This window comes from Pseudomonas sp. B20(2017) (genome assembly GCF_002113125.1).
Taxonomy (GTDB): Bacteria; Pseudomonadota; Gammaproteobacteria; order Pseudomonadales; family Pseudomonadaceae; genus Aquipseudomonas.
On the sequence record NZ_NEJP01000026.1, the window covers coordinates 21,246 to 45,854 of the forward strand.

General features: G+C 59.1%; 26 protein-coding genes. 6 read left to right on the top strand and 20 right to left on the bottom strand.

What is annotated here, in order from left to right; all coding sequences use genetic code 11:
• Positions 1-64: 64 nt before the first annotated feature.
• A complete protein-coding gene (gene minC / locus CAF63_RS27220; RefSeq protein WP_085690516.1) occupies positions 65-802 on the bottom strand; it encodes a septum site-determining protein MinC in 738 nt (245 codons plus the stop codon).
• Between the two features lie 117 nt (positions 803-919).
• Here minC and CAF63_RS27225 point away from each other — a divergent pair, with 117 nt between their 5' ends.
• Together CAF63_RS27225 and CAF63_RS27230 are read left to right on the top strand one after the other, a co-directional pair.
• Positions 920-1,852 carry a lipid A biosynthesis lauroyl acyltransferase gene (locus CAF63_RS27225; protein ID WP_085690475.1) on the top strand — a complete coding sequence of 311 codons (933 nt, stop codon included), beginning with the start codon at positions 920-922 and terminating at the stop codon, positions 1,850-1,852.
• 35 nt (positions 1,853-1,887) lie between these two features.
• Positions 1,888-3,060: a patatin-like phospholipase family protein gene (locus CAF63_RS27230; RefSeq protein WP_085690476.1), complete on the top strand. Its 1,173-nt coding sequence runs from the start codon at positions 1,888-1,890 to the stop codon at positions 3,058-3,060.
• 123 nt (positions 3,061-3,183) lie between these two features.
• Here CAF63_RS27230 and CAF63_RS27235 read toward each other — a convergent pair whose 3' ends face one another.
• From CAF63_RS27235 to puuE, 8 genes are all read right to left on the bottom strand, one after another.
• Positions 3,184-3,972 carry an outer membrane protein OmpK gene (locus CAF63_RS27235; protein ID WP_085690477.1) on the bottom strand — a complete coding sequence of 263 codons (789 nt, stop codon included), beginning with the start codon at positions 3,970-3,972 and terminating at the stop codon, positions 3,184-3,186.
• A 372-nt stretch (positions 3,973-4,344) separates the two neighbouring features.
• On the bottom strand, positions 4,345-5,130 hold the full coding sequence (locus CAF63_RS27240; protein WP_085690478.1) for an outer membrane protein OmpK: 786 nt from the start codon (positions 5,128-5,130) through the stop codon (positions 4,345-4,347).
• A 160-nt stretch (positions 5,131-5,290) separates the two neighbouring features.
• The gene (locus CAF63_RS27245) at positions 5,291-6,649 is read right to left on the bottom strand and encodes a nucleobase:cation symporter-2 family protein (RefSeq protein ID WP_085690479.1); all 1,359 of its coding nucleotides are present in this window, start codon (positions 6,647-6,649) and stop codon (positions 5,291-5,293) included.
• Positions 6,650-6,819: 170 nt separating this feature from the next.
• Positions 6,820-8,133 (bottom strand): urate hydroxylase PuuD, encoded by a 1,314-nt coding sequence (locus CAF63_RS27250; protein ID WP_085690480.1) that lies wholly within the window; start codon positions 8,131-8,133, stop codon positions 6,820-6,822.
• Between the two features lie 51 nt (positions 8,134-8,184).
• Positions 8,185-8,688, bottom strand: a complete 504-nt coding sequence (locus CAF63_RS27255) for an ureidoglycolate lyase (protein WP_027613342.1) — start codon at positions 8,686-8,688, stop codon at positions 8,185-8,187.
• A 116-nt stretch (positions 8,689-8,804) separates the two neighbouring features.
• Positions 8,805-9,800 (bottom strand): allantoicase, encoded by a 996-nt coding sequence (gene alc / locus CAF63_RS27260; RefSeq protein ID WP_007960036.1) that lies wholly within the window; start codon positions 9,798-9,800, stop codon positions 8,805-8,807.
• 90 nt (positions 9,801-9,890) lie between these two features.
• Positions 9,891-10,406: a 2-oxo-4-hydroxy-4-carboxy-5-ureidoimidazoline decarboxylase gene (gene uraD / locus CAF63_RS27265; protein ID WP_085690481.1), complete on the bottom strand. Its 516-nt coding sequence runs from the start codon at positions 10,404-10,406 to the stop codon at positions 9,891-9,893.
• Positions 10,403-11,329 (bottom strand): allantoinase PuuE, encoded by a 927-nt coding sequence (gene puuE / locus CAF63_RS27270; protein WP_007960032.1) that lies wholly within the window; start codon positions 11,327-11,329, stop codon positions 10,403-10,405. Before puuE ends, uraD begins: the two co-directional genes overlap by 4 nt.
• Positions 11,330-11,759: 430 nt before the next feature.
• Here puuE and uraH point away from each other — a divergent pair, with 430 nt between their 5' ends.
• On the top strand, positions 11,760-12,113 hold the full coding sequence (uraH, locus tag CAF63_RS27275) for a hydroxyisourate hydrolase (protein WP_011333195.1): 354 nt from the start codon (positions 11,760-11,762) through the stop codon (positions 12,111-12,113).
• A 105-nt stretch (positions 12,114-12,218) separates the two neighbouring features.
• Here uraH and CAF63_RS27280 read toward each other — a convergent pair whose 3' ends face one another.
• The 4 genes from CAF63_RS27280 to CAF63_RS27295 form a co-directional block, all read right to left on the bottom strand.
• Positions 12,219-13,859: a hypothetical protein gene (locus CAF63_RS27280; protein ID WP_085690482.1), complete on the bottom strand. Its 1,641-nt coding sequence runs from the start codon at positions 13,857-13,859 to the stop codon at positions 12,219-12,221.
• A 158-nt stretch (positions 13,860-14,017) separates the two neighbouring features.
• Positions 14,018-14,647 (bottom strand): LysE family translocator, encoded by a 630-nt coding sequence (locus CAF63_RS27285; RefSeq protein ID WP_085690483.1) that lies wholly within the window; start codon positions 14,645-14,647, stop codon positions 14,018-14,020.
• Between the two features lie 87 nt (positions 14,648-14,734).
• Positions 14,735-16,084, bottom strand: a complete 1,350-nt coding sequence (locus CAF63_RS27290; RefSeq protein ID WP_007960018.1) for an NCS2 family permease — start codon at positions 16,082-16,084, stop codon at positions 14,735-14,737.
• Between the two features lie 196 nt (positions 16,085-16,280).
• Positions 16,281-16,724, bottom strand: a complete 444-nt coding sequence (locus tag CAF63_RS27295; RefSeq protein ID WP_085690484.1) for a MarR family winged helix-turn-helix transcriptional regulator — start codon at positions 16,722-16,724, stop codon at positions 16,281-16,283.
• An 82-nt stretch (positions 16,725-16,806) separates the two neighbouring features.
• Here CAF63_RS27295 and CAF63_RS27300 point away from each other — a divergent pair, with 82 nt between their 5' ends.
• Positions 16,807-17,973: a PLP-dependent aminotransferase family protein gene (locus CAF63_RS27300; protein ID WP_085690485.1), complete on the top strand. Its 1,167-nt coding sequence runs from the start codon at positions 16,807-16,809 to the stop codon at positions 17,971-17,973.
• A 32-nt stretch (positions 17,974-18,005) separates the two neighbouring features.
• Here the strand turns inward: CAF63_RS27300 and CAF63_RS27305 are convergent, their stop codons facing one another.
• The 4 genes from CAF63_RS27305 to CAF63_RS27320 all read right to left on the bottom strand — a co-directional run bounded on the left by CAF63_RS27305 (position 18,006) and on the right by CAF63_RS27320 (position 20,507).
• A complete protein-coding gene (locus CAF63_RS27305) occupies positions 18,006-18,377 on the bottom strand; it encodes a glutathione S-transferase N-terminal domain-containing protein (protein WP_085690486.1) in 372 nt (123 codons plus the stop codon).
• 101 nt (positions 18,378-18,478) lie between these two features.
• Complete coding sequence (gene folE / locus CAF63_RS27310; protein ID WP_085701133.1) at positions 18,479-19,024, bottom strand: GTP cyclohydrolase I FolE; 546 nt, start codon at positions 19,022-19,024, stop codon at positions 18,479-18,481.
• 22 nt (positions 19,025-19,046) lie between these two features.
• On the bottom strand, positions 19,047-19,970 hold the full coding sequence (locus CAF63_RS27315) for a site-specific integrase (RefSeq protein ID WP_085690488.1): 924 nt from the start codon (positions 19,968-19,970) through the stop codon (positions 19,047-19,049).
• Positions 19,971-20,072: 102 nt separating this feature from the next.
• The gene (locus tag CAF63_RS27320) at positions 20,073-20,507 is read right to left on the bottom strand and encodes a helix-turn-helix domain-containing protein (protein WP_085690489.1); all 435 of its coding nucleotides are present in this window, start codon (positions 20,505-20,507) and stop codon (positions 20,073-20,075) included.
• A gap of 100 nt (positions 20,508-20,607) precedes the next feature.
• Here CAF63_RS27320 and CAF63_RS27325 point away from each other — a divergent pair, with 100 nt between their 5' ends.
• Positions 20,608-21,528 carry an aromatic alcohol reductase gene (locus CAF63_RS27325; RefSeq protein WP_085690490.1) on the top strand — a complete coding sequence of 307 codons (921 nt, stop codon included), beginning with the start codon at positions 20,608-20,610 and terminating at the stop codon, positions 21,526-21,528.
• Positions 21,529-21,547: 19 nt separating this feature from the next.
• On the opposite strand, the gene CAF63_RS27330 is transcribed toward CAF63_RS27325, so the two are convergent.
• The gene (locus tag CAF63_RS27330) at positions 21,548-22,132 is read right to left on the bottom strand and encodes a CGNR zinc finger domain-containing protein (RefSeq protein WP_085690491.1); all 585 of its coding nucleotides are present in this window, start codon (positions 22,130-22,132) and stop codon (positions 21,548-21,550) included.
• 130 nt (positions 22,133-22,262) lie between these two features.
• On the opposite strand from CAF63_RS27330, the gene CAF63_RS27335 reads away from it, so the two are divergent.
• Positions 22,263-23,144: an alpha/beta fold hydrolase gene (locus CAF63_RS27335; protein ID WP_085690492.1), complete on the top strand. Its 882-nt coding sequence runs from the start codon at positions 22,263-22,265 to the stop codon at positions 23,142-23,144.
• A gap of 470 nt (positions 23,145-23,614) precedes the next feature.
• On the opposite strand, the gene CAF63_RS27340 is transcribed toward CAF63_RS27335, so the two are convergent.
• Positions 23,615-24,172 (bottom strand): Smr/MutS family protein, encoded by a 558-nt coding sequence (locus tag CAF63_RS27340; protein WP_085690493.1) that lies wholly within the window; start codon positions 24,170-24,172, stop codon positions 23,615-23,617.
• A gap of 73 nt (positions 24,173-24,245) precedes the next feature.
• Positions 24,246-24,566, bottom strand: a complete 321-nt coding sequence (locus CAF63_RS27345) for a hypothetical protein (RefSeq protein WP_007960009.1) — start codon at positions 24,564-24,566, stop codon at positions 24,246-24,248.
• Between the last annotated feature and the right edge of the window lie 43 nt (positions 24,567-24,609).

Sequence of the window (24,609 nt, forward strand, 5' to 3'; positions counted from 1 at the left end):
TCCTACTTCGTTTGAGCCGTTTTCGCTACGTTTTAGAGATGCTTGGAAAATGCGGCAGTATCCGTTAAAGCCGAATGATGTTCAACACGTCGCCCGACAGGCTGACCTGTACGCCGGAACCCCACATCGGATCGCGACGCAGGTCCTCGGAAACCTTGTAATGGCCTGCGATGGAGATCAGTTCAGCGCTCAATTGCTGACAGAAAATCCGCGCCTTGGTGTCACCCTTGACCCCGGCCAGCGCACGACCGCGCATCGGGCCGTATACATGGATGTTGCCATCGGCGAGAAGTTCCGCCCCCGGACTGACCGAGGAAACCACGACCAGATCGCCACCTTGCGCATATATCTGTTGGCCACCACGTACTGGCGTGGTGATGACGCGGGTCGGTTTAACGGTTGGCTCCGGCGGTTTTTCCGGCTTCTTCGGTGCGACGGGTTCGGCGCTTTCCAGCGGTCGCTCGCGGGCGCCGGACGGCGGCAGCACCGGGATGTCGATGGCGATGGCGGCGGCAATGTCTTCGATGCGGCTGGCGCGGATCGCCAGGGTGCGCAGGCCATGCTGGCGGCACACGCGCATCAGGCCCGGCAGGTCGACGGCGCCTTCGCCTGGTGGCAGTTTGTCCAGCGCCAGAACCAGCGGCGCGTTGCTGAAGAAATTCGGTGCCTGGGCGACTTTGGCGGCCAATTGCCGATCGAGGCTGTCCAGGTCGTTGCGGGACAGCTCCAGCACTGTAATGGCGAGCATGCTGCCCTTCAGCTGGAACACGGGATCTTGGTCTTTCGGTTCGGTTTGGCTCATGTCGGCATACAACGGCTTGTCACTAAAAGTGCCGAGACTTATAACGAGAACGCCCGCAGGCCGCAAGCCGGGTCGAACGATGTAGAATGCGCGACCACTGTATTTACGGAAGCTTTAATGGATCGCCCGCGTTTTCGAAAAGCATTTCTTGCCCCACGCTTCTGGCCGCTCTGGTGCGGCCTCGGGCTGTTGTGGCTGATCGTGCAGCTGCCGTATCCGGCCTTGCTGGCCATCGGTCGCTTTCTCGGTGCCCTGATGTATCGCTTCGCCGGCGACCGGCGGCGCATTGCCAAGCGCAATCTGGAACTGTGTTTCCCGGAAAAATCCGCCGCCGAACGCAAGCGCCTGCTCAAGGAAAACTTCGCTTCCACCGGCATCGCTTTCTTTGAAATGGCGATGAGTTGGTGGTGGTCGCGTCAGCGTCTGGCGAAACTGGCCCACGTCGAAGGCCTGGAGCACCTGCAAAAGGCCCAGCGCGAAGGCAAGGGCGTGATTCTGATGGCGGTGCATTTCACCACCCTGGAAATCGGCGCCGCGCTGCTCGGTCAGCAGCACACCATCGACGGCATGTACCGCGAACACAAGAACCCATTGTTCGACTTCATCCAGCGTCAGGGCCGCGAGCGGCACAATCTCGATTCGCTGGCGGTGGAGCGCGACGACGTGCGCGGCATGCTCAAGCTGCTGCGCGCCGGCCGGGCGATCTGGTACGCGCCGGATCAGGACTACGGCGCCAAGCAAAGCATCTTCGTGCCGCTGTTCGGCATTCAGGCCGCAACCGTGACCGCCACCAGCAAGTTCGCCCGGTTGGGCAAGGCATTGGTGGTGCCGTTCACTCAGGAGCGTCTGGCCGACGGCAGCGGTTATCGGCTGATGATTCATCCGCCGCTGGAAGGTTTTCCGGGCGAGACCGAAGAAGCCGACTGCATCCGCATCAATCAGTGGGTCGAGGGCGTGTTGCGTGAGTGCCCCGAGCAATACCTGTGGGCACACCGACGCTTCAAGAGCCGGCCACCGGGCGAGCCGAAGCTGTACGCCAAACGCGGTTGATTGACCCATCCCCACATGCACCACGGAGCGTTGCGATGAGCCCAGCTGAACCGGTCACAGGTTTGATTCTTTCCGGCGGCGGGGCTCGGGCGGCGTATCAGGTGGGGGTGCTGGCGGCGATTGCCGAATTGCTGCCGCTGGGGGCGGACAATCCGTTTCCGGTGATCGTCGGCACGTCAGCCGGGGCGATCAACGCGGTCAGCCTGGCCAGCGGTGCGACCGATTTTCGCGCGGCCATCGAACGCCTGACGCTGTTCTGGCAAGGCTTTCGCAGCCATCGCGTGTTGCGCAGCGACTGGCCGGGGGTGATTCGCCAGGCCAGTCGTTTCGTCAGCCACAGCCTGTTGGGCATGGGCCGGCAAATGCCGGTGGCGCTGCTCAACAGTTCGCCGCTGCGTCATCTTCTCAATGAAAAGCTGCACATGCCCGGCATCGCCGAATCCATTGCCCGCAAGCAATTGCACGCAGTGGCGGTGACGGCGTTCGGCTACGAGTCCGGGCAAGCCGTGACCTTCTATCAGGGCGGCGGCACCATCGATTCCTGGCTGCGTCACCGGCGCATCGGTGTGCCGACGCAGTTGTCGGTGGAGCACTTGCTGGCCAGTTCGGCGATCCCGCTGTTGTTCGCGCCGGTGAAAATCGGCGAGGAGTATTTCGGTGATGGCGCGGTGCGACAGTCGGCGCCGATCAGCCCGGCGCTGCACCTGGGCGCGAGCCGGGTGCTGGTGGTGGGTGTCAGCGGCAACCCGCGCGGATTCGACCCGGCGCAACCACTGGAGCGCACCTACACCGGTCAACAGCCGACACTGGCGCAGATCGGCGGGCACATGCTCAACAGCACCTTCATTGATAGCCTGGAAAGCGATATCGAACTGCTTCAGCGTCTCAACCAGTTCAGCCGGCTGATGCCCGAAGGCACGCCGACCCGCGCGCTGGGTGTGGCGCCGGTGGAAGTGCTGGTGATTTCACCAAGTCAGCCGATCGATGAAATCGCGGCGCGGCATCGCCAGGAACTGCCGGCGGCGTTGCGGTTGTTCTTGCGTGGGCCGGGGGCGACCAAGACGAGCGGGGCAGGGGTGTTGAGTTACTTGCTGTTCGAGGCGGGGTATTGCAGCGAATTGATCGACCTTGGGCGGCGCGATGCCTTGGCCAAGCGCGATGAGTTGTGCCGGTTTCTCGGGATCGGCGAGGCGTTGGCTCCCGCTTGAGATTTGTGGTGCCGCCATTCGCGAGCAAGCCCGCTCCCACACTGGTTTTGTGAACGACACAAAACCAGTGTGGGAGCGGGCTTGCTCGCGAAGGCGTCCTTTCAGACGCCACTGACACCAGGATCAGAAGTGGAACTTCACCAGGAAGCTGGTGTTGCTCTGATCGGTCTTGAAGTACTGGCTGTCCTTGATCCCGTACTTGTCCGACCAGTAGTCGTACTCGACACCCACATACAACTGCTTCTCGCCGAGGTTCAGCGCCTTGCCCAAGTCATATTTGATCTGCGGGTTGAAGTGCAGGTTGGCGTGGTAGTTACCCTTGGAGTTGGAGTCGTTGTCGACCACCCAGTCCATGAAGCCGTCGATCAGGATATTCGAGTCGCCGACCGGAATGGTGTAGGACCAGACCGGGGTGATCTGCCAGACGTTGTCACCGGCACGGGAGCCTTCAGTGTGACGCTGGTAGAAGTTCAGCTGGAAGTAGTCGAAGCCGGGGATTGCCAGGTCGAAACCTGGACCGATCAGGTACGACTCGACGTCACCCTCGCCAAATTCGTAGGTCATGGCTACCAGCACGTCTTTGACCGGGCCGAATTCGATCTTCTGGTCGAAAATCTTGCCGAGCGACAGGCGCGGGCTGAATTCACCGTAGTAGGTGTTGTTGCCGACGCCGCCATCAGGCTTGCCGTTGTAGAAAATCTTGTCGACGAACAGGAAGTTGTCCCCGTACTTCCAGGCATCGGCGTGCTCGAAGGTGACGGTCTGCTGGATGCGCGGGTTGACCTGAAAGTCCTTGCCATAGAGGTAGGTCAGGCTGTTGTTCTGCCATTGCAGCAGGCCGTCGTCGGCCATGGCCTGGCCCCCGGCCAGCAGTGATCCCGCAAGCATCAGGCTGGTGCACATACGTTTCATTCGGTTGCTCCCAAAGTAGGTGTTCCACGTTTATTTTTTTGAGTCGGCGCTCTGGTGTGGCGCCTTTTTTCGTTGCAGCAAAAGTCATCCATCCGGTCAGCTTTCATGCTGTTAGCAAGAGCTGAGCCAAGGCTTTTCGAAAAGCAAAAAAACGCCCGTCGGCTGCTGAAAAACAGTCGATTGAGCGTGTTTTCGGGATGCCTCGGTACTGACCGCGGCCGGGATAAGTTGGCTTTTCGGTCAGGAATTAAATTCGGGCTTTTTTTTAGACCGAATTCAGGAGGCCGCGGAGAATACTGACTCAACGGCCAGGCCTCAAGTGCCCCGCAACAGAGCACCGACGACAGGTAGGGGGCACGGTTGCGGGTCATCTTAGAAGTGCACCTTCACCAGCAGGCTGGCGGTGTTCTGGTTGGTGTCGAAACTGTGGGTGCTTTCGACCCCGTATTTGTTTTTCCAGTAGCTGTATTCGGTGCCGACGTACACCTGCTTTTCACCCCAGCCGAGGGCTTTGCCCAGGTCGTATTTGATCTGCGGGTTGATGTGCAGGTTGGCGTGATAGGTGCCACGTGAGTTCTGGTCGTTGTCGACCACCCAGTCCAGATAGCCGTCGATCAGCAGGTCGGAATTGCCCACGGGAATGCTGTAGGACCAGCCGGGAGTGATCTGCCAGACGCCGTCGCCGGGGCGCGGGCCTTCGGTCTGGCGGCGATAGAAATTCAGGGTGAAATAGTTGAAGCCCGGCACCTTGAGGTCGAAGCCGGGGCCGATCAGGTAGGCCTCGCTGTCGCCTTCGCCGTACTCGTAGGTCATGGCCAGCAGCACGTCCTTGATCGGGCCGAACTCCAGTTTCTTGTCGAAGATCTTGCCGAACGACAGGCGCGGGCTGAATTCGCCGTAGAACGCGTGGGGGCCTTTGTTGCGGTCTTCCTGGCCGTTGTAGAAGATCTTGTCGACGAACAGGAAGTTGTCGCCGTACTTCCACTTGTCGGCGTGCTCGAATGTCACCGTCTGCTGAATCGACGGGTTGATCGCGAAGTTCCTGCCGTACAGGAAGCTCAGGCTGTTGGTCTGCCACAGCAATAAATCGCCGGCCATGGCTTGCGATGCGGCGAGCAGGCCGCCGCTCAACAATACGTTGGTTTGAGTCCGGATCATCTGTTGCTCCCTCTTGTTTTTATTGTTTGAGGCAGGGCGTTGCTGACCCCTGTGGGAGCGGGCTTGCTCGCGAAAGCGGTGGGTCATTCAACAGTGATGGTGACTGACATGGCCCTTTCGCGAGCAAGCCCGCTCCCACAAGGGGATTTCTATGTCGCTGTTAATGTTGGTGTGCGTGGCAGTCGTTGATCGCGGCGCGTTCGGCGCCACCGAGAATGTTGAACAACAGGTTCAGCGTCAGCGCGCTGAGGGTGGCCATGGCGATCCCGCTGTGGGTGATCGGGCTCATCCACAATGGCAGGTGGGCGAAGAACTCCGGACGCACCACCGGGATCAGGCCCATGCCGATGCTCACGGCTACCAGCAATTGGTTGCGACGGTCGCCGATGTCGGCCTCTTGCAGGATCTTGATGCCGGTGGCGGCCACCATGCCGAACATCGCAATCGCCGCGCCGCCGAGCACCGCCGGTGGAATCGACGCCACCAGGAACGCCGCTTTCGGCAGCAGACTCAGGACGATCAGCAAACCGCCGGCGACGATGGTCACCGAACGGCAACGCACGCCGGTCATCTGCACCAGGCCGATGTTCTGTGCGAAGGAGGAGTGAGTGAAGGTGTTGAAGAACCCGGCGAAGAACGACGCGCCGGCATCACACAGCAAGCCGCGACGCAGCATGCGCGGGCAGACTTCCTGGCCGGTGATCTTGCCCAGCGCAAGGAACATCCCGGTGGACTCGACGAAGATGATCACCACCACCAGACACATCGACAGGATCGGTGCCAGTTCGAACTTCGGCATGCCGAAATGCAGCGGGGTGACGAACTGAACCCACGGCGCGTTGGCCATGCCGCTCAGGTCAACCATGCCGATGGCGCCGCAGAGCACGTAGCCCAGGCACATGCCGATCAGCACGGAAATGTTGACCCAGAAACCGCGCATGAAGCGGTGGATCAACAGAATGGTGGCCAGCACCAGTGCGGCGATGGCCAGGTAAATCGGTGAACCGAATTGAGCGGCGCCAGCGCCGCCACCGGCCCAGTTCACGGCCACGGGAAACAGCGACAAACCGATCGAGGTGATGACCGTGCCGGTCACCAGGGGAGGGAAGAAGCGTACGACCTTGGACATGAACGGCGCGATGATCATGCCGAAGAACCCGGCGGCGATGGTGGCGCCGAAGATTCCCTGCAGACCGATGCCCGGCATGCCGGCCATGGCGACCATGCTGCCGACGGCGGCGAAACTGGCGCCCATCATCACCGGCATGCGAATACCCATCGGGCCGATGCCCAGGGATTGCACGATGGTGGCGATGCCGGCGACCAGCAGGTCGGCGTTGATCAGGAAGGCGATTTCTTCACGACTCAGGCCAGCGGCCTGTCCGATGATCAGCGGTACCGCGATGGCGCCGCCGTACATCAGCAGTACATGTTGCAAACCGACCAGGATCAGTTGCAAAAGGGGCAAACGCTGAATGGCGGGTGCGTCGGGGATGCGCGCTTTGGACAGCTCGGACATGCAACACCTCGGATCTTTTTTATTCTTGTGATGAACAGCGGCCGGGTTGCTTGCCGCTGTCCTCTTTGCATCAGGTAAACCGCGTTGCGGCGATTCGCGAGCAGGCTCGCTCCCACAGGTACTGCATGACCTGTGTGGGAGCGAGCTTGCTCGCGAAGCTTTTTTGCTACTTAGTTGGTCTGGGCTCCCTGGGCGATCCATGCACCGATCAGGTCACGTTCCTGCTGGGTCATCTGTGTGATGTTGCCCAGTGGCATGATCTGCGTGGTGATGGCTTGCGCCTGGATCCGTGCCGCGTTCTGGCGGATCTGCTCGGGGGTGTCGAACATCACACCGGCCGGGGCAGCGCTGAACAGCGGGCTGGTCGGTTTGGCCGAATGGCAGACCGCGCAGCGTTCCTGGATTACCGTGTGCACCTTGTCGAAACCCGGGCCGGCGTTGGAAGCCTGAGCGGGAGCGGCGGCCGGTGCAGCAGGGGCTGCTGGTTGCGCCGCTTCAGCTGGCTTCGCGCCACCACCCAAAGCCGTTTCCGGCAGCGGCTGGTACTCGATTTTCGCAGGTGCCTTGGCCACGTCCGGCGCGGTCGACATCGGCGCAGGGCCGGTGACGTACGCCAGACTGATCATGCCCACCGCTGCAACCGGCAGGGTCCAGGCAAACTTGTGGCTGTCGTGACGGGTGTTGAAGTAGTGACGCACCAACACCGCCAACACCGCGATCCCGGCCAGGATCAGCCAGTTGTACTGGCTGCCGTAAGTGCTCGGGAAGTGGTTGCTGATCATGATGAACAGCACCGGCAGGGTGAAGTAGTTGTTGTGACGCGAACGCAGCAGGCCTTTGGCCGGCAGGGCCGGATCCGGCGTGCGGTTCTCGGCGATCGCGGCCACCAGTGCGCGCTGCGCCGGCATGATGATGCGGAACACGTTGCCGACCATGATGGTGCCGATGATCGCGCCGACGTGCAGGTATGCACCACGACCGCTGAACACCTTGCTGAAGCCATACGCCGCGCCGATGATCAGCACGAACAGGATGAAGCCGAGCAGGGCAGGTTTCTTGCCCAGAGGCGAATCGCAGAGGAAGTCGTAGATGAACCAGCCGGCGATCAGTGAACCGATGCCGATGGCCACGCCTTCAGGGCCGGACAGGCCGCTGCCGGGTGCCACGAGGTAAAGCACGGGGTTGGAGTAGAACACCACGCAAAGGAGCGCGATCCCCGACATCCAGGTGAAGTAGGCTTCCCATTTGAACCAGTGCAGGTTCTCCGGCATCGACGGAGGGGCCAGTTTGTATTTTTCCAGGTGATAGATACCGCCGCCGTGGATCGCCCACAGATCACCGGCAAGACCGGTTTTCGGGTTGACGCGGTTGAGGTTGTTCTCCAGCCAGACGAAGTAGAACGACGCGCCGATCCAGGCCACGCCAGTGATCATGTGAACCCAGCGCACGCTCAGGTTCAGCCATTCCAACAGATGTGCTTCCACAGTCTTTACCTCTCGCCCGTCACTCTTGTTGTCGAGTGATCGGACCTTCTCTTATTGGTGGGGGGCGAGGATCAAACGCTCATCCTCTTTGAAAAAATGCTCATCGCAGTTATTGCCTGTGCCACTGCGATCAACCACCAGGAAGTCATCCCGCTTTTCGATCGTCAGCACCGGGTGGTGCCAGACGCCGCGATGGTAATTGATGCCCTGCCTGCCGTTGGTGACGAAGGCGCGGACCAAGCCTGATACAGGTACATCGCCAAGTGGCGCGACCACGATCAGAAAGGGGTTGCCGAGCAGCGGAATGAAAGCCTGGCTGCCCAGCGGATGGCGTTCCAGCATGCTGACGGTCAACGGCATGTCCTGCGCGTCGGCGCGGAAGATGCTGATGATCGCGTTGTCCTCAGGCGTTGCGGTTTCGACCGTCGCCAGTTTGTGGAAGCGCATGGTCGAACCGTTGTTGATCATGAAGTGATCGCTGCCGTCGGTTTCGATCACGTCACCGAAAGGGGCGAAGGCTTCTTTGGTCAGCGGTTCAATCGTCAGTGTGCGCATGCTGTTCTTCTTTTCCGAATTCTGTGTTGTTTGATCTGACGCTTTCGCGAGCAAGCTCGCTCCCACAGGAGTTGCGATCAATGTGGGAGCGGGCTTGCTCGCGAAGGGCGCACCGCTTATTTAGCGACCTTGCCGAGAACGCGCAGGCGGCTCACGCCACCGTCCGGGAACACGTTCAGACGGATGTGGGTGATCGGGCCAAGGGCCTTGATCTGCTCGACGAAGGTGTGTTCGGCGTGCATTTCCAGCTTCTGGCTTGGCAGCAGTTCGCGCCAGAACAGCGACTGGGTTTCGATCTGGCTGTCGGTGCCGCCCTTGACGAACGCGCCCTGGATCGAGCAGGTGTCCGGGTAGTTGCCCTTGAAGTGCAGGGTGTCGACGATGATTTTTTCGATCTCGCCCGGGTGACCCAGCGCGACGATGACCCAGTCATTGCCTGGCGTGCGACGACGTGCGGTTTCCCAGCCGTCGCCCATGTTGATGCCGCGGCCCGGGTTGAGGATGTTGCTCATGCGGCCGAAGTGTTCGTCGGAGCAGGCGAGGGCGCGGCCACCGTTGAGGGCTGCAGCCAGGTCGACTTGCTCGTTGTCGCCGACAGCCGACCAGTCGCGGAACGGAATGCCGTACACGCGCAGACGGGCCACGCCGCCATCCGGGTAGATGTTGAAGCGCAGGTGGCTGAACGCCTTGTCGTTGCTGATTTCGTGGTAGTGGTGGCTGTTGCCCTGCAGTTCGACGGCCGACAGCACTTCAGTCCACTGGGTGTTTTCGTCCGGCTCGCCCGACGCCAGGAAGCACGCTTCCAGCGAGGCCGATGGCGGAAAGTTGCCGGTGAAGAATGAAGTGTCGATGTCCACGCCTTTGATCGAACCCGGTACGCCCAGGCGGATCACCGCGCTGTCGTAGCCTTCGAAGCGCTTGCGGCGCGATTCCCAGCCGTCCATCCACTTGCCGTTGTCATCGAACACGCCCTCCTTCCACACGGCCGGGGTCGGCTGAAACAGACGGTTGGCGTCTGCGAACCAGTCATCGGTGACCGAGATGATTTTGGTGCCCAGACGGGCATCGGCCAGGTTGACGAATTTCTCGAAAGGTACGGCGTAAGCTTTCATTCTTCTTGTCTGCCTTTAAATAAGTGGCTTGGGATGCTTGCAAGGCCCTGGGAAACACAAGCGTTCTAGAGGTTTCTCGGGCCAGGCTTGCTAGAGAGTCAGTAATCGGAACAGGGCGATCTTGTTGATCTCCGCCAGCGCGCATTTGAACTCGGTGTTGACCGGGTTGTGAATGCGCGTTTCGAACGCCGCGAGGATCTGATGCCGGTTGCTGCCTTTTACCGCCATGATGAAGGGAAACTTGAACTTGGCTTTGTAGGCGTCGTTCAGCTCGGTGAAGCGCTGGAACTCTTCGGCCGTGCATTGGTGAATACCGGCGCCAGCCTGTTCATTGGTGCTGGCTTCGGTCAACTCGCCTTGGACGGCAGCTTTGCCGGCCAGGTCCGGGTGAGCGTTGATCAGTGCCAGCTGACTGGCGTGATCGGCGCTCAACAGAATGTCGCTCATGCGCTGGTGCAGGGTTTCGATCTGGTCGATCGACGTGTCCTGGCCCAGGTCGAAGGCCTTTTCGGCTACCCATGGCGAATGTTCGTAGATGTCGGCGAAGGCTTTGACGAAGGCGTCGCGGCTCAGGGTCGACGGTTTCAGGGTTTGAAAGGTGCTCATTTGGCAGCCCCTTGGTACGGGTGGGTTTCGTGCCAGTGACGCGCGATGTCGACGCGGCGGCTGAACCACACCTGTTCATGACTTTTAGCGTATTCGATAAAGCGCTTGAGCGAAGCCAGACGCGCCGGACGGCCCACCAGACGGCAGTGCAGACCGATCGACAGCATCTTCGGTGCTTCGGCGCCTTCGGCGTAAAGCACGTCGAACGCGTCTTTGAGGTATTCGAAGAAATCGTCGCCCTTGTTGAAACCCTGGACCTGGGTGAAGCGCATGTCGTTGGTGTCCAGGGTGTACGGGATAACCAGGTGCGGCTTGCCGGTCGGGTTGTTCGGTTCCCAGTAGGGCAGGTCGTCGTCGTAGGTGTCGCAGTCGTAGAGGAAACCGCCTTCTTCCATCACCAGTCGACGGGTGTTCGGACCGGTGCGGCCGGTGTACCAGCCCAGCGGACGCTCGCCGGTGAGTTCGGTGAGGATGCGGATCGCTTCGAGCATGTGCTCGCGTTCCTGCGCCTCGTCCATGTACTGGTAGTCGATCCAGCGGTAGCCGTGGCTGCAGATCTCGTGACCGGCCTCGACCATCGCGCGGATCACGTCCGGGTGACGCTGGGCGGCCATGGCCACGGCGAAGATGGTCAACGGAATGTCGAATTCCTTGAACAGTTTCAGGATCCGCCAGACGCCGGCACGGCTGCCATACTCGTAAAGCGATTCCATGCTCATGTTGCGCGCGCCTTGCAGAGGCTGGGCCGCGACCATTTCCGAGAGGAAGGCTTCCGATTCTTTGTCGCCGTGCAGAATGTTGCGCTCGCCGCCTTCTTCGTAATTGAGTACGAACGACAGGGCGATCCGGGCATTGCCCGGCCAGTGTGGGTGAGGAGGGTTACTGCCGTAACCGATCAGGTCGCGTGGGTAGTCAGCGCTCACTGCAGTCTTCCTTCTTATTCGTTGACAGATTGTGTGGCGCCCTGAAGTTTGGATGGCAGGCTGGCGTCACAGCGATGGGCTGATTGTATACAACTTTATTCTCAATTTGTAAGCCTGATTTTTCGCATTTTTCACCGGCTGTCATCTTTTGCTGTTATTGGCGTGAGCCTGCAAGAAACCTGCCTGACCAGTCAGCTAATGGATTGGGGGTTCAATGGATGCAAGGTTAAACGGCAAATCACCGTGAAATCGAAGGATGGCGGGGGTAGGAGGAAAAATGTCGTTTTTATTGTGTACAATTTTTTTGAAAAGTGTCTTAATAAATCGCTCGCCGCAGCTTTTCGTGCTCCGAAACGGTGCGGTCTCCTTTTCAACTGACTTCGGGAGGCGCGAAGTCTGACTGCTCCACGCAGGCAGGCGCGCAGAATCAATGGGACGTTTGACAACACACGTTTTGGACGCTGCACACGGTTGCCCGGGCAGCTCGATCAAGGTCGAGCTGTACCGCGTTGAAGGTTCGCACCTGGAATTGGTCGCCAGTGCGCTTACCAACAGCGATGGCCGGGTCGATGCGCCGCTGCTGCAAGGCGATGACTACCGTACCGGTGTCTATCAGGTTCAGTTCCATGCCGGCGATTACTACCGCGCCCGTGGCGTCCAGTTGCCGGAGCCGGCATTCCTGGACGTGGTTGTGCTGCGGTTCGGCATCTCTGCCGAACAGGATCACTACCACGTACCGTTGCTGATCTCGCCTTACAGCTATTCCACCTATCGGGGCAGCTGACCCCCAAGCAGCTGCCCCCACCGGGAAGCGACTGCGCATATAGCTTCTTTGGTCTTTCGCCCGCTCACACTGCGGGCTTTTTTTTATTCTCGCGACTGCGCTCTCTCAAAGCCTGGCGTAATCATCCCTGATGATGAAAAACGTATTAGGATGAGGGGAGAACGTTTGTACGCCTCCCCTGAGCCAGATCACCTTGTTCACCGCATGGGCCGCTTCCACGGCTTGTGCAGCGTCCATCCCCACCTGATCGATCAGCCTGATATTCGAGGCGTTCGGGTCCAGCTTCAATGGCTGATGTATCTGGCTGCCCTTGATGCGATGCAGGCTGAGGAAAAAAACGAAATCGTGTCCAGTCCGTTGGAAGACCACCGCCGCGAAGCTTTGTGCAGGGCTGGGTTCGAAAACGCTGTAACCATTACGTGTCAGAAGCCCCGCTGCGAAGCGCTTTATATCGACTGCCGATTGGCTCGGCATGAAATAACTCCATTCCTGTCGAAACCGGGCCGGGTCGAAATCCAGTCGACGCAGGCCGTTTTTCACGCCGGCAACGGGCAGCTCGATCTTCTGGTTGAGATCGGTTCCGGATCGCGACAGTGGTTCTAGCATCAGTAGCGGGTCTACCAGTTCCGGGCGCGGGTTGACGGTGCCGGTTTTCCAGTCGTTGAACGCTTGGCGCAACAGGGTCAGGCCGGTGCCGGTCGCCAGCTCGGAGCCATTGGCAAGCATGAACTGTCGTTTGGTGACGTTGTGCAGGGTGACGTCTGCCAGCTCGGGGAAGTAGGTTGCAACGGTTTCCTTCATCGGTCTCTGGAATGGAAGGGTCGGATCGATTTCCCAATGGAATTCGGGAGGAACACGAATGGCGCCGCGAGGTTGCTGCAGTAAGTCGACCCGCAATGTCCGATCCAGCGTGGCGTAGTCGTAGATCAGGTGGTTCGGATGTTTGACGTAGACAATGGGGTCATTGGGCTCGGTGCCCCGCGGCAAGGTCTTGTAGTTGACCCCTTTGATGTTGATGTCCTCGGGTGAAGCATGCTGGGCAGCGATGCCCCAGGTCTTCCAGGGATCGATCAAGGCGTCCAGCACTGTTGTCTGCAGTGCGTCGACATCGCCAGTCACGCGGTCCGCGCCAGTCATTTCAACGGTGGGTTGTTCATCATCGGCAAGCCGAGGACGTTTGGTTGGTGTCTCGTGTATGTCGCCACCGGATAGGGTGATACGGGTGACAGACAATCGGGAGGCGTCATTGTCCACGGAGTGGTCCGATGCCACTGCGCGCCATTGCAGGGTGCCTGTCACCTGCTCGAGCTGGGGGCCGGACGCCCAAAGTTCGGTCGACAACCGGGCTCTGAGCCGGCTTTGCAGATCTGTGCCGAGCAGAACGGTTCTGCCATCGGTCAGATCGACGTAGGTGTGCGGCCCGGCCCTGCGAAATCCCGTCAGCAAGTCGGGCTGGGGTAATCTTTCCACCAGTCGGGGTGCAAGAAAGTACCCGGCGATCGGGCGGTCGTTTTCGACTCGGGCAATCTGAGTTTCGGCGGGCAGGTCGGCGATCTGGAGTGTCGGCGGCGCGAAGGAGGGTAGACCGCTTTGTCCGGTAAGCAAGTTGACGGTCTGGTCGAGGTGCGGATATTCGACATGCAGCGGCTGCCTGACGGATATTTCAGGCGTCGTGTCGCGGACAGTCGGGGTGCTTTGATTTGAAGCAGGCGGGTTTTTCGGACGGATCGGTTTTTTCGGGCTCATTGATCGTTATGCTCAGCGCATCCAGTTGATGGTGCGCTCGATCATCATCAAGCCGGGGCTGCGCCGTGCAGTACATATGTCTATTGGCTGACGCAGTTGATGCCGGGTGTTTCCGATGCCGCCACTTCGACAGGAAATGGCGACATGCCCATCGAAGATCAGTGGCTGCTCAGCAAGGAAGCTGCACCTGCGCCACCGAACAATCCGGCGCTGATGCGGTTGAACCAGCTCTGACCCTTGCCGCTACGCAGGTAACGCGCTGCACCATGGGCACCGAGGCCGTAGGTCAATTTGCACAGCAGATCGAGCAGCGTCCAGGTGGCGATCATCACCAGCAATTGCGGCAGGAACGGTTGTTCGGCGCTGAGGAATTGCGGCAGAAACGCGGCGAAAAACAAAATGTCTTTCGGATTGCTCGCACCCAGCACGAAAGCCCTGCTGAACAGTGCGCGGAATTTAGGAACCGGCGCAGCCTGAGGCACTTCGGCACCCACCGACGGCTGGCGCGATTGCTGCCAGCTCTGCCAGGCGAGGTAGAACAGGTAGATCGCACCGATGATCTTCAGGGCGGTGAACAGTTTCTCGGACGCCAGCAGCAGGGCGCCGAGCCCCAGCGCCGATGCACTGAGCAGGCAGATCGAGGCGAACACGCCGCCAAGAAACGCCGGATACGACCGGCGCAAACCGTAATTCAGACTGTTGCTGATCATCAGCAACGACAGCGGCCCCGGAATCAGGATCACCACCAGCGCAGCGCCGCTGAACAGCAGCCAGGTTTCCAGACTCATCATTCGCTCCTTTTTATCGTTATCAAGAATGTGCAAAAGCCCCACCCGGTGGGGTGAGGCTGTTTTGAAGCGTGAACCGCGTAGCGCTTACAGGAAGATGAACTTGGCGATGAAGATCGCGCAGAGCACCCACAGGCTGACGGAGATCTCTTTGTATTTACCGGTGCCGGCCTTCAGCGCGACATAGGTAATGAAGCCCAGCGCGATACCGTCGGCGACCGAGAAGGTCAGCGGCATCATGATCGCGGTGACGATCGCCGGAATGCTGTCGGTCGCTTCGTCCCATTCGATGTGCGCCATGCCGCCCATCATCAGCATCGCTACGTAAATCAGCGCACCGGCGGTGGCGTAAGCGGGAATCATGCCGGCCAGCGGTGCAAAGAACATCGCGGCTATAAATAGCACACCCACGGTGACTGCGGTAAGACCAGTCCGACCACCAGCGGCTACACCAGCGGCACTTTCCACATAACTTGTCACTGGCGGGACACCGACCACTGCGCCGAAAACGCTGGAGGCGCTGTCGGCCTTCATGGCGCGGGAAAGGTTTTCGATACGACCGTCAGCGTTCACCAGGTTGGCGCGCTGGGCGACGCCCATCAGGGTGCCGGCGGTGTCGAACATGTGCACGAAGAGGAAGGCCAGCACCACGCTGATCATGCTGACGTTGAATACGCCCGCGACGTTCATGGCCATGAAGGTTGGCGCCAGGCTTGGCGGGGCGGACATGATGCCCTCGTAGTGCACCAGACCAATCCCCCAGCCGGCCAGGGTCACGGTGATGATGCTGATGAGGATCGCACCGAACACCTTGTGATAGCTGAGGATCGCGATCATCAGGAAACAGATGGCGGCAAGCAGTGGACCGGGTTCACGCAGCGAGCCGAGCTTGATCAGGGTGGCCGGGCTATCGACGACGATGCCGGCGGTTTTCAGGCCGATCAGCCCGAGGAACAGACCTACACCGGCACCCATCGCATAGCGCAGGCTGACCGGAATGCTGTTGAGCAGCCATTCGCGAATCCGCGAAAAGGTCAGGATCATGAACAGCACGCCCGAGACGAACACCGCACCGAGGGCGGTTTCCCAGTTGTAGCCCATGGTGCCGACCACGGTGTAAGTGAAGAACGCGTTAAGGCCCATGCCCGGCGCCAGGCCCACCGGCCAGTTGGCGTAGAGGCCCATCAGCAGGCAGCCCAGCGCGGCGGCGATACAGGTAGCGACGAAGGCTGCACCGTGATCGATCCCGGCATCGGCCATGATGTTCGGGTTGACGAAAATGATGTAGGCCATGGTGATGAAGGTTGTCAGACCGGCGATCAGCTCGGTCTTCACCGTGGTGCCATGCAAGCTGAGTTTGAAGATGCGTTCCAGCAGGCCATTGCGTAACGGCGGCGAGAGTTCCAGCGTCGATGCTTCGGATTTGCGGCTTTCCACAGCGAGTACTCCTCAAGAGTTTTATTGTTATTTCCAGGACCGGACCCATGAGGGGTGGCAGCGGCCCTTTGAGGCATACGCGAATTTGTTGACCATGCGGTCAGGAACTCGCACGCTGTGGATTATGCTTTTGTGTACAAATAAAGCAAATATTGTTTTTGGTTTTGTAGACGAAAAGACAGGTGATCGAGCTATATCACTCGTTCGGGCGATTGGTTCCCAGCGCCAGATTCACCGCCAGCCAGCCGTTTACCGCCGTTTCGCCCGCTTCGGCAAAGACGCGTTCAAGCAATTTCACCTGTTCGCGGCGCAGCGCCTGTTCAAATTTCGCGCCTTCAACGGTCAGCTCCAGCAGGCGTTTACGCTTGTCGGTCTCGGACGCCACGCTGTTCACCAGATGCATTTCCTGCAATTGCCGCAACGGCATGTTCAACGCCTGCTTGCTGACGCCAAGCAACGCGAGCAATTCCTTGACGCTCAGATTCGGATAACGGGCGATGAAAAACACGATGCGTTGATGCACTCGGGACAAGCCGCGACGTTCGAGCATTTCATCGGCCTTGGCAGTGAACGCCTGATAACCGAAGAAAAACGCTTCCATGGCTTGTTGTTGGCTGGCGCAGTTTTTAAGGTCAAGCATATTGACGTTTCCAGAGAGGGTGTCGTAATTTCAGTCAACAAGTTTGACTCATATTTCCCATGCCTCGCTAGCGGTGACTTCCATGGCTTTTTCCGAACGTGTCTCACGCCTCAAAAGTTCTCTGATCCGTGAAATCCTTGCCGCGGCCCAGCGCCCGGAAGTGATGTCTTTCGCCGGCGGCTTACCGGCCGAAGCGATGTTGCCGAAGGTCGAGTGGGCCGACATGCCGGTTTCTCTCGGCCAATACGGCATGAGCGAAGGTGAGCCTGCGTTGCGCCAAGCACTGGAGGCAGAGGCGAGAGGGCTGGGGTTGCCGTGTGAGGCGAGTCAGGTGCTGATAGTCAGTGGTTCCCAACAAACCCTCGACCTGGCGGCCAAGCTGTACATCGACAAGGGCACTGAAATCCTGCTCGAAGCGCCGACTTATCTGGCAGCGTTGCAGATCTTTCAGCTGTTCGGTGCCGATTGCCTGACCGTGCCGCTGGAGGCTGACGGGCCAAACCTTGCGCAATTGCGTCATCGTCTGGAGCAGCATCGTCCAGCGTTCGTCTACCTGATCCCGACCTTCCAGAACCCGTCCGCCGTACGCTACAGCGAAGCCAAGCGCGAAGCAGTTGCGGCGTTGCTCGACGAATTCGGCGTGACCCTGATCGAAGACGAACCCTATCGCGAGCTGACCTTCGACGGCGGCAGCGCCCAACCAATAGCCGGGCGCCTGAAAAAATCCAGCTGGATCTACACCAGCACCGTGTCGAAAACCCTGCTGCCGGGCCTGCGTGTCGGCTATCTCATCGCCAGCCCGGATCTGTTTCCGCATCTGCTCAAACTCAAGCAGTCAGCGGATCTGCACACCAACCGCATTGGCCAGTGGCAGGCGTTGCAGTGGATTGGCAGTGAGAAATATCAGCAGCACTTGAGTGAACTGCGCGGCTTCTACCGTCAGCGCCGCGATGCCTTTCAAGCGGCGCTGGAAACCCATTTCGCCGATCTTGCGGACTGGAACATGCCGCAGGGCGGGCTGTTTTTCTGGCTGACCCTGAAGCAACCGCTGGACACTCGCACGTTGTTGAACACCGCGCTGGCCAACGATGTGGCGTTCATGCCGGGCGAACCGTTCTTCCCCGAGCCGGATCGCAATCCCGGGCATCTGCGCCTGAACTTCAGTCACATCGACCCGGCCCGACTGGACGAAGGGCTCAAGCGTCTGGCGGCGGTGGTGCGCCAGGCACAGGCCGCGCAGGCCGCATAAAAAAACCGGCCATCAGGCCGGTTTTTTTTGAGTCAGAGCGCGGCGAACCGCTTGTTCAAATATTCGATGATCGTGTTGGACTCGTACATCCAGGTGGTCTGGCCGTTCTCTTCGATGCGCAGGCACGGCACTTTGATCTTGCCGCCCTGTTCCAGCAGGGTCTGGCGATCGTGCTCGTTATTCTTCGCATCCTTCAGGGCCACCGGAACGTTCAGGCGACGCAGGCTGCGGCGGGTCTTCACGCAGAACGGGCAGGCGTGGAACTGATACAGGGTCAGGTCTTTCGCGGCGGCGTCAACCTGAGCCTGGGCAGCGGCGGGGCGCTGTTTCTTGCCCGGGCGGGTGAGGAAATCAACGAAGATGATCAGTTGGCCGAGGCCGACACGAAGCGCTTTGACGAACACGTTACAAGCCTCACAGGGACAATGAAGAAGGCGCGCAGCTTACCCGATTTTTCACGGACGAAAAAAAACCGGCGATAAACGCCGGTTTTTTGTGTCACGCATTACTTGATCAGGCTGAGAAACTCGCTGCGGGTCGCTGCGTTTTCGCGGAACTCACCGAGCATCACCGAAGTGATCATCGACGAATTCTGTTTCTCGACACCGCGCATCATCATGCACATGTGCTTGGCCTCGATCACCACGGCCACGCCCAGCGCGCCGGTGACCTGCTGGACCGCATCGGCGATCTGGCGGCTGAGGTTTTCCTGGATCTGCAGGCGGCGGGCGTACATGTCGACGATCCGCGCGACCTTCGACAGGCCCAGCACTTTGCCGCTCGGGATATACGCGACGTGGGCCTTGCCGATGAACGGCAGCAGGTGGTGTTCGCACAACGAGTACAGCTCGATGTCCTTGACCAGCACCATTTCGCTGTTGTCGGAGCTGAACAGGGCACCATTGGTGACCTCTTCGAGCGTCTGTTCATAACCGCGGCAGAGGTACTGCATGGCTTTGGCGGCACGCTTTGGCGTGTCGCGTAGGCCCTCGCGGGAGACGTCCTCGCCCAGTTGGCCGAGAATCGCGGTGTAATTCTGTTCCAGTGTCACAGAGGCTGATTCCATAAGGGTTTCAGAGGGGTACTGTTTCTGTCTGTACCAATTTTGTACCAATCAAGCTGTTTTCGAGCTTTCCGAGTTCACCCCAGTCGGTGCTGGAGTTAATCCATCGGGCGTAGGTCGATAGCAACATCTGAACGCTATGACCGAGCTGAGTGGCAATAAACGCAGGGTTCATACCCGCCATGAGGCACATGGTAGCGTAAGTGTGTCGGCAGTTGTATTGCCGGCGGGCGCGAATCCCCAATTCGGTCAGTGCAGCCTGGAAGTGTTTATCGGTCACGCTCGACTGTTGAATGAACTCGAAGTTCTTGGTTGGTGGGAATACGTAGGCTGATTCGGTGCGTTTGCGCCGGCTCTGCGAGGCACGTTGTTGCGCCACCCGCTCGGCTTGCTCGATGGCGTTCAGCGCTCGGCTATTGAGCATGACCTGGCGCACATTCCGGGTTTTGGTGCGCTCCTCGATCTTGTAGTCCGCGACGATCCGACACACGTTGACCAGCCGCTTTTCCTTGTCGACCTCTTCCCAGCGCAGCGCCGCGATCTCGCTGGGGCGCATGCCGGTGTAGAAGGCGAACTCGAAGTACGCCGCGTAGATCCGCATTGAATGGGTCAGCGTCTTGTATAGGTGATCAATGATCTGGTTGGCCTCGCCAACCGTGAACGGATCGATGGGCTTTTTGGCCTTTACCGGCAGCTCGATGGATTCCACCGGGTTACGGTTGATCAGGCCATCTTTCACTGCGGTACCGAACACTGTGGTCAGGCGCTGGATCGCCGCACGCTTCACGCCCGGTGTCGGCCATTCGGTATTGGCCACCACGTTGCGCAGCATCACTGACGTGATGCTGTCGATGGGATGCATTGCCAGATACGGCATCCAGTACAAATTGAACGAGCCGAGGTTTGGAGCAAGCAAATGCCCGGTTCCGGTCATAAGCAGCTATTCGTTTCGGGCCACTCTTGGCCCAAAGAATTACCCGCCAAGCTTTGCATTTGGCCCGATCGGATACATAGACGAAATGAGTTAAGAACCCCATCAAGTCTTGTGTATGGCTTGGTTAGCATACCTGGAGTTGTTTTCAGCATCGAAGCGGGCTCTTGCGCTGCGAAAGTCCTCGGCGTTCTCCATGAGCCAAGTCCACATAGGCACCATACGCGCCAGAAAACTTTTCCCCAAAGCCGTCAACTCGTAGTCGACCCGCGGCGGTACCTCGTTGTGATCGAATCGGCGGATCAATCCGTCACGCTCCAGTTGCCGCAGGCTGCGAGTCAGCATGCGTTGAGTCACACCATGCAGGCGTCGGCCAATTTCGGCATGGCGCAGTCTCCCTGATACGCCCAGCGTATGGACGATCCCCAGTGACCAGCGATTGCCGGCGTGGGTTAACACTTCGCGCTTGAGTCCCTCGTCCTCGTCGCTAAGAGCATCGCACACGACTTGGGACTGGCGGATCACCTCATCTTCACTCATTTCGTCATGCGGTATCACGGGTGTACCTACTTATTGAACGGTAGCCAAAGGTGGCAGGATAAAAAAACATTCAATGCCAATCACTCTTTGGGAAATACAGATGCAGCCGCATGCCTCCGCAAAAATCGAACGTATTCTCGTCCTCGGCGCCGGTGAGCTTGGCCTAGCCGTCCTGCGCGAACTGGCTGAACGACCGGCCGCCCATGTAAGCGTGATGTTGCGTCCCTCAGCCCTCGACGCTGAATCCACCATCAAACACCCAACGTTGGAAGCGCTGAAAAACCTGGGTATCGAAGTGTTAGTCGGCGATGTGGTCAATGACTCGGAGCAGCGGCTTGCCGCAATATTCAACGGGTTCGATACCCTGGTCAGTTGCTTGGGCTTCGTCGCCGGTACTGGGACTCAACTAAAACTGGCTCGCGCTGCGCTGCAGTCCGACATCAAGCGCTACGTGCCCTGGCAGTTCGGAGTGGATTATGACGTCATCGGTCGGGGTAGCCCGCAGGATCTGTTCGACGAGCAATTGGACGTGCGCGATTTGTTGCGCAATCAAGCCCGTGTCCAATGGCTGATTATTTCTACCGGCATGTTCACAAGTTTCCTGTTCGATCCGAAGTTCGGAGTGGTCGACCTGAACGACAACACCGTGCATGCCCTCGGTAGTTGGGACACCGCTGTAACGGTCACAACCCCAGAAGATATCGGGCGGCTGACAGCCGCCATACTGTTCGAACCGACGCTGATCAATCAGGTGGTCTACACCGCTGGCGACACTCTCACATACGGGCAGTTGGCCGACACAGTCGACTGGATGCTCGAAAAAACCGTGGAGCGCATCGAATGGACAGTGCCCTCACTCATGGCCGACCTCGCCGCGGCACCCACAGACCAAATTCTTAAATACCGGGCTGTATTTGCCCAGGGCCGAGGTGTTGCCTGGGATAAGGCGCGCACCTTCAACGCCGCACGTGGAATCAACACCACCACCGTTGCAAAGTGGATCGAACAGCATTTGCTTTGACCCTATAACTTTTAGGCTGTCAGGGTGCGGCACCCTGACGGCGCTTGCGGAACTCGGCGACTTTATGTCTGTTTCCGCACAGCGCCATGCTGCACCAGCGTCGTTTGTGCGACTTGGTGCGGTCGAAAAACATTAGTGAGCAGTCCGGACTTTCGCATTTGCGCACGAGGTTGAAATCACCTTCAGCCAGCAGCTCGGCGGCGATATAGGCCAGGCGGCCAAGGCGCTGGTTGGTGGCATTAGCCTGGTGGAAACGATCGAGCAGCGGGGCGCCGGCTTCCTTCCAGACCAGTTGCGGCACAGCTAGTAGCAGGAAGCCATTGAGTGCCGCCGTATCCGCCACGCGATTCTCCCGGCGAGCGGCGAGAAGGTCTTCAATGCATGCGCGCAACTCGCGCAGTTGGACGAGCAATTTCCCGTTACCCACCACCATTTCATCCGCCGGCCCGAATCCGATCTGCTGCAGCCACTGTGCCGCATCGGCATCACTGGTCAACAGATCACGGCGCTGGCCGTCGACCATCATTTGAGTGTTCAACAGATCCAGCGCCGGGTGGTCGGCAAGTATCAGTGGTGTGGGCAGTTCGATGGGGGAGGTGGTCATTACAGTTTCCCAGGAAGTCGATACGTCGAGTGTAACCTATAAAAAAGATTTGACTAGTTACAAATCATGTGCAGAATAGATTCCAGTAACCAGTAAAAATCACTTTAACAAGTTACATGAGGGCTAGGCCATGACCACGTCTCAAAATTTCCAGGTTGCTTTCAAGACCGTCGAAGCTGATGGCGTTAAGGTTTTCTATCGCGAAGCGGGTTCTCCGGACGCACCGGTGCTGTTGCTGTTGCACGGATTCCCCAGCTCGTCGCATCAGTTCCGTGACCTTATCCCGCTGCTGGCGGACAAATACCGGCTGATCGCGCCGGATCTGCCGGGTTTCGGCTTCACCGAGGTTCCGGCGCAACGCAATTACCGTTACACCTTCGATGCCATCGGCGAGACAATTCGCCAGTTTGTCGATGTGCTAGAGCTCAAGCGTTATGCAATGTACTTTTTTGACTACGGCGCGCCCACCGGCCTGCGCTTGGCGCTGGCCTATCCGGAGCGGGTGAGCGCGATCATTTCGCAGAACGGCAATGCCTATCTCGAAGGTCTGGGGGAAGCTTGGGCGCCGATCCGCCAATACTGGGCAGACCCGTCGCCGGCAAATCGGCAGGTGATTAACGATGCCATCCTGCATCTGGAAGGCACTCGCTGGCAGTATGTGGAAGGGGTGAGCAATCCAGATCTCATTGCCCCCGAGGCTTACTATCTGGATGCGCTGCTGCTGGAGCGGCCGGGTAATAAGGACATTCAACTGGACCTGTTTTACGACTACCAGAACAACCTGAAGCTGTATCCGGCGTTCCAGCAATTCTTCCGCGATACGGAGGTCCCGACACTGGCGATCTGGGGCAAGGGTGACCCATTTTTCATCCCGCCAGGGGCTGAGGCTTACAAGCGCGATAACCCGAATGCGGTGGTGGAGTTGCTGGATACGGGGCACTTTGCGCTGGAGACCCACGTCGAACATATCGCTCAGCGAATTGTTGAAGTGGTGGGCGACCACATCAATTGAGATGTACACCGCCGGCGCGTACTGTGGTTCGTGTCGGCAGTCAATTTTTCAATGCACGACTAGGGATCAAACGAAACGTTTTGCAGTGAGCCTATAAATTCGACAGGTCTGTAAAATCGTTGCCTTTCACGATAGCCCGCTTTTGGCCGACAGCCGTTATTTAATTTACGGCGAAGGCATCATTCAACAATAAAAAAGCCCCGTATCGTTTCGAGCGATGCGGGGCTTTTACGATGTATTTGGGATATAAATCCCGTACCAATTTCTGTACCAATGACTGCGTTTTAGCACGAAAGTCTGAGTTTTTCTCGGTGCTAAGCCCCTGATTTCATTGCCACTGAGAACCTACTCCCACTCCCTAAACATGGCGGTGTAATTCTGTTCCAGGGACATGAAACTACCTGTGGGGATTTTCGCAAAGGGCAAGGGTACGGTGGCGGACACGACCCTGCAAGTTCGGTGTAACGGGATTATTCGTCGCGGCCTTCCATCATGGTGCGTTTGAGCATCACGTAAACCGCGCCGGCGCCGCCGTGTTTCGCCTGGCACGAGCAAAAACCCAGCACTTGCGCATGCTGGCGCAGCCAGGTGTTGACGTGGCTTTTGATCATCGGCCGCTTGCCGTCCAGACGCACAGCCTTGCCGTGGGTGACGCGCACGCAGCGGATTTCGAATTTGGTCGCTTCGGCGAGAAAGGCCCAAAGGGTTTCGCGAGCCTTTTCCACGCTCATGCCGTGCAGATCGAGGCTGCCTTCGAACGGGATCTGCCCGACCTTGAGCTTGCGCATCTGGCTTTCCTGCACCCCGTCGCGGGCCCACATCAACTCGTCTTCAGGACCGACGTCGATCACGAACTGATCGGACAAGCCGTCAACGGTGGTGGTGTCGGTGCGCACGGTGGCGGACTGGCGCAGCTTGGCGATCTGCGCACGGTCAGCCTTGGGTTTGCCGGTGTCGGCGCGGTCGTGCTTGATCGGCTTGACGCCTTGTATCGCACTTTTGAACAGGGAAAAATCGTCGTCTTGCATGTCAGCCTCCGCGAAGGGCGGCCAGTTTACCCAAACAGACACAAAACGGCCCGGCAAAAAGCCAGGCCGTCGATCAATCGTGTTTTTTCATCAGGTGCGGGGACATGTTCAATTCCCGCGATTGCCGTGCGCGACGTCGGCAACGACGCCACAGGGCCACGCCGAAATACAGGAACAGCAGGCCGACCGCGAGAATGATCGCCGAGCCGAGCGGTGTTGCGTTCAGGTCGCCGAGCGCCGGCGGGCGCCCCAGCAGGCTGGCGGCCCCGGCCATCGCCAGCAGCACGCCGAACGTCGCCAGTATGGCCGCGATCGCCGCGCCGAATCGAAATCGCCAGTTGCTTTGGCCTTTGGGCCGCAAGCGGCGTGCGTCAAATCCATCGGATAACTTCATTCCGACCTTCCTCAATGGGTATCGGCCCTTCGACCGGGAGTTG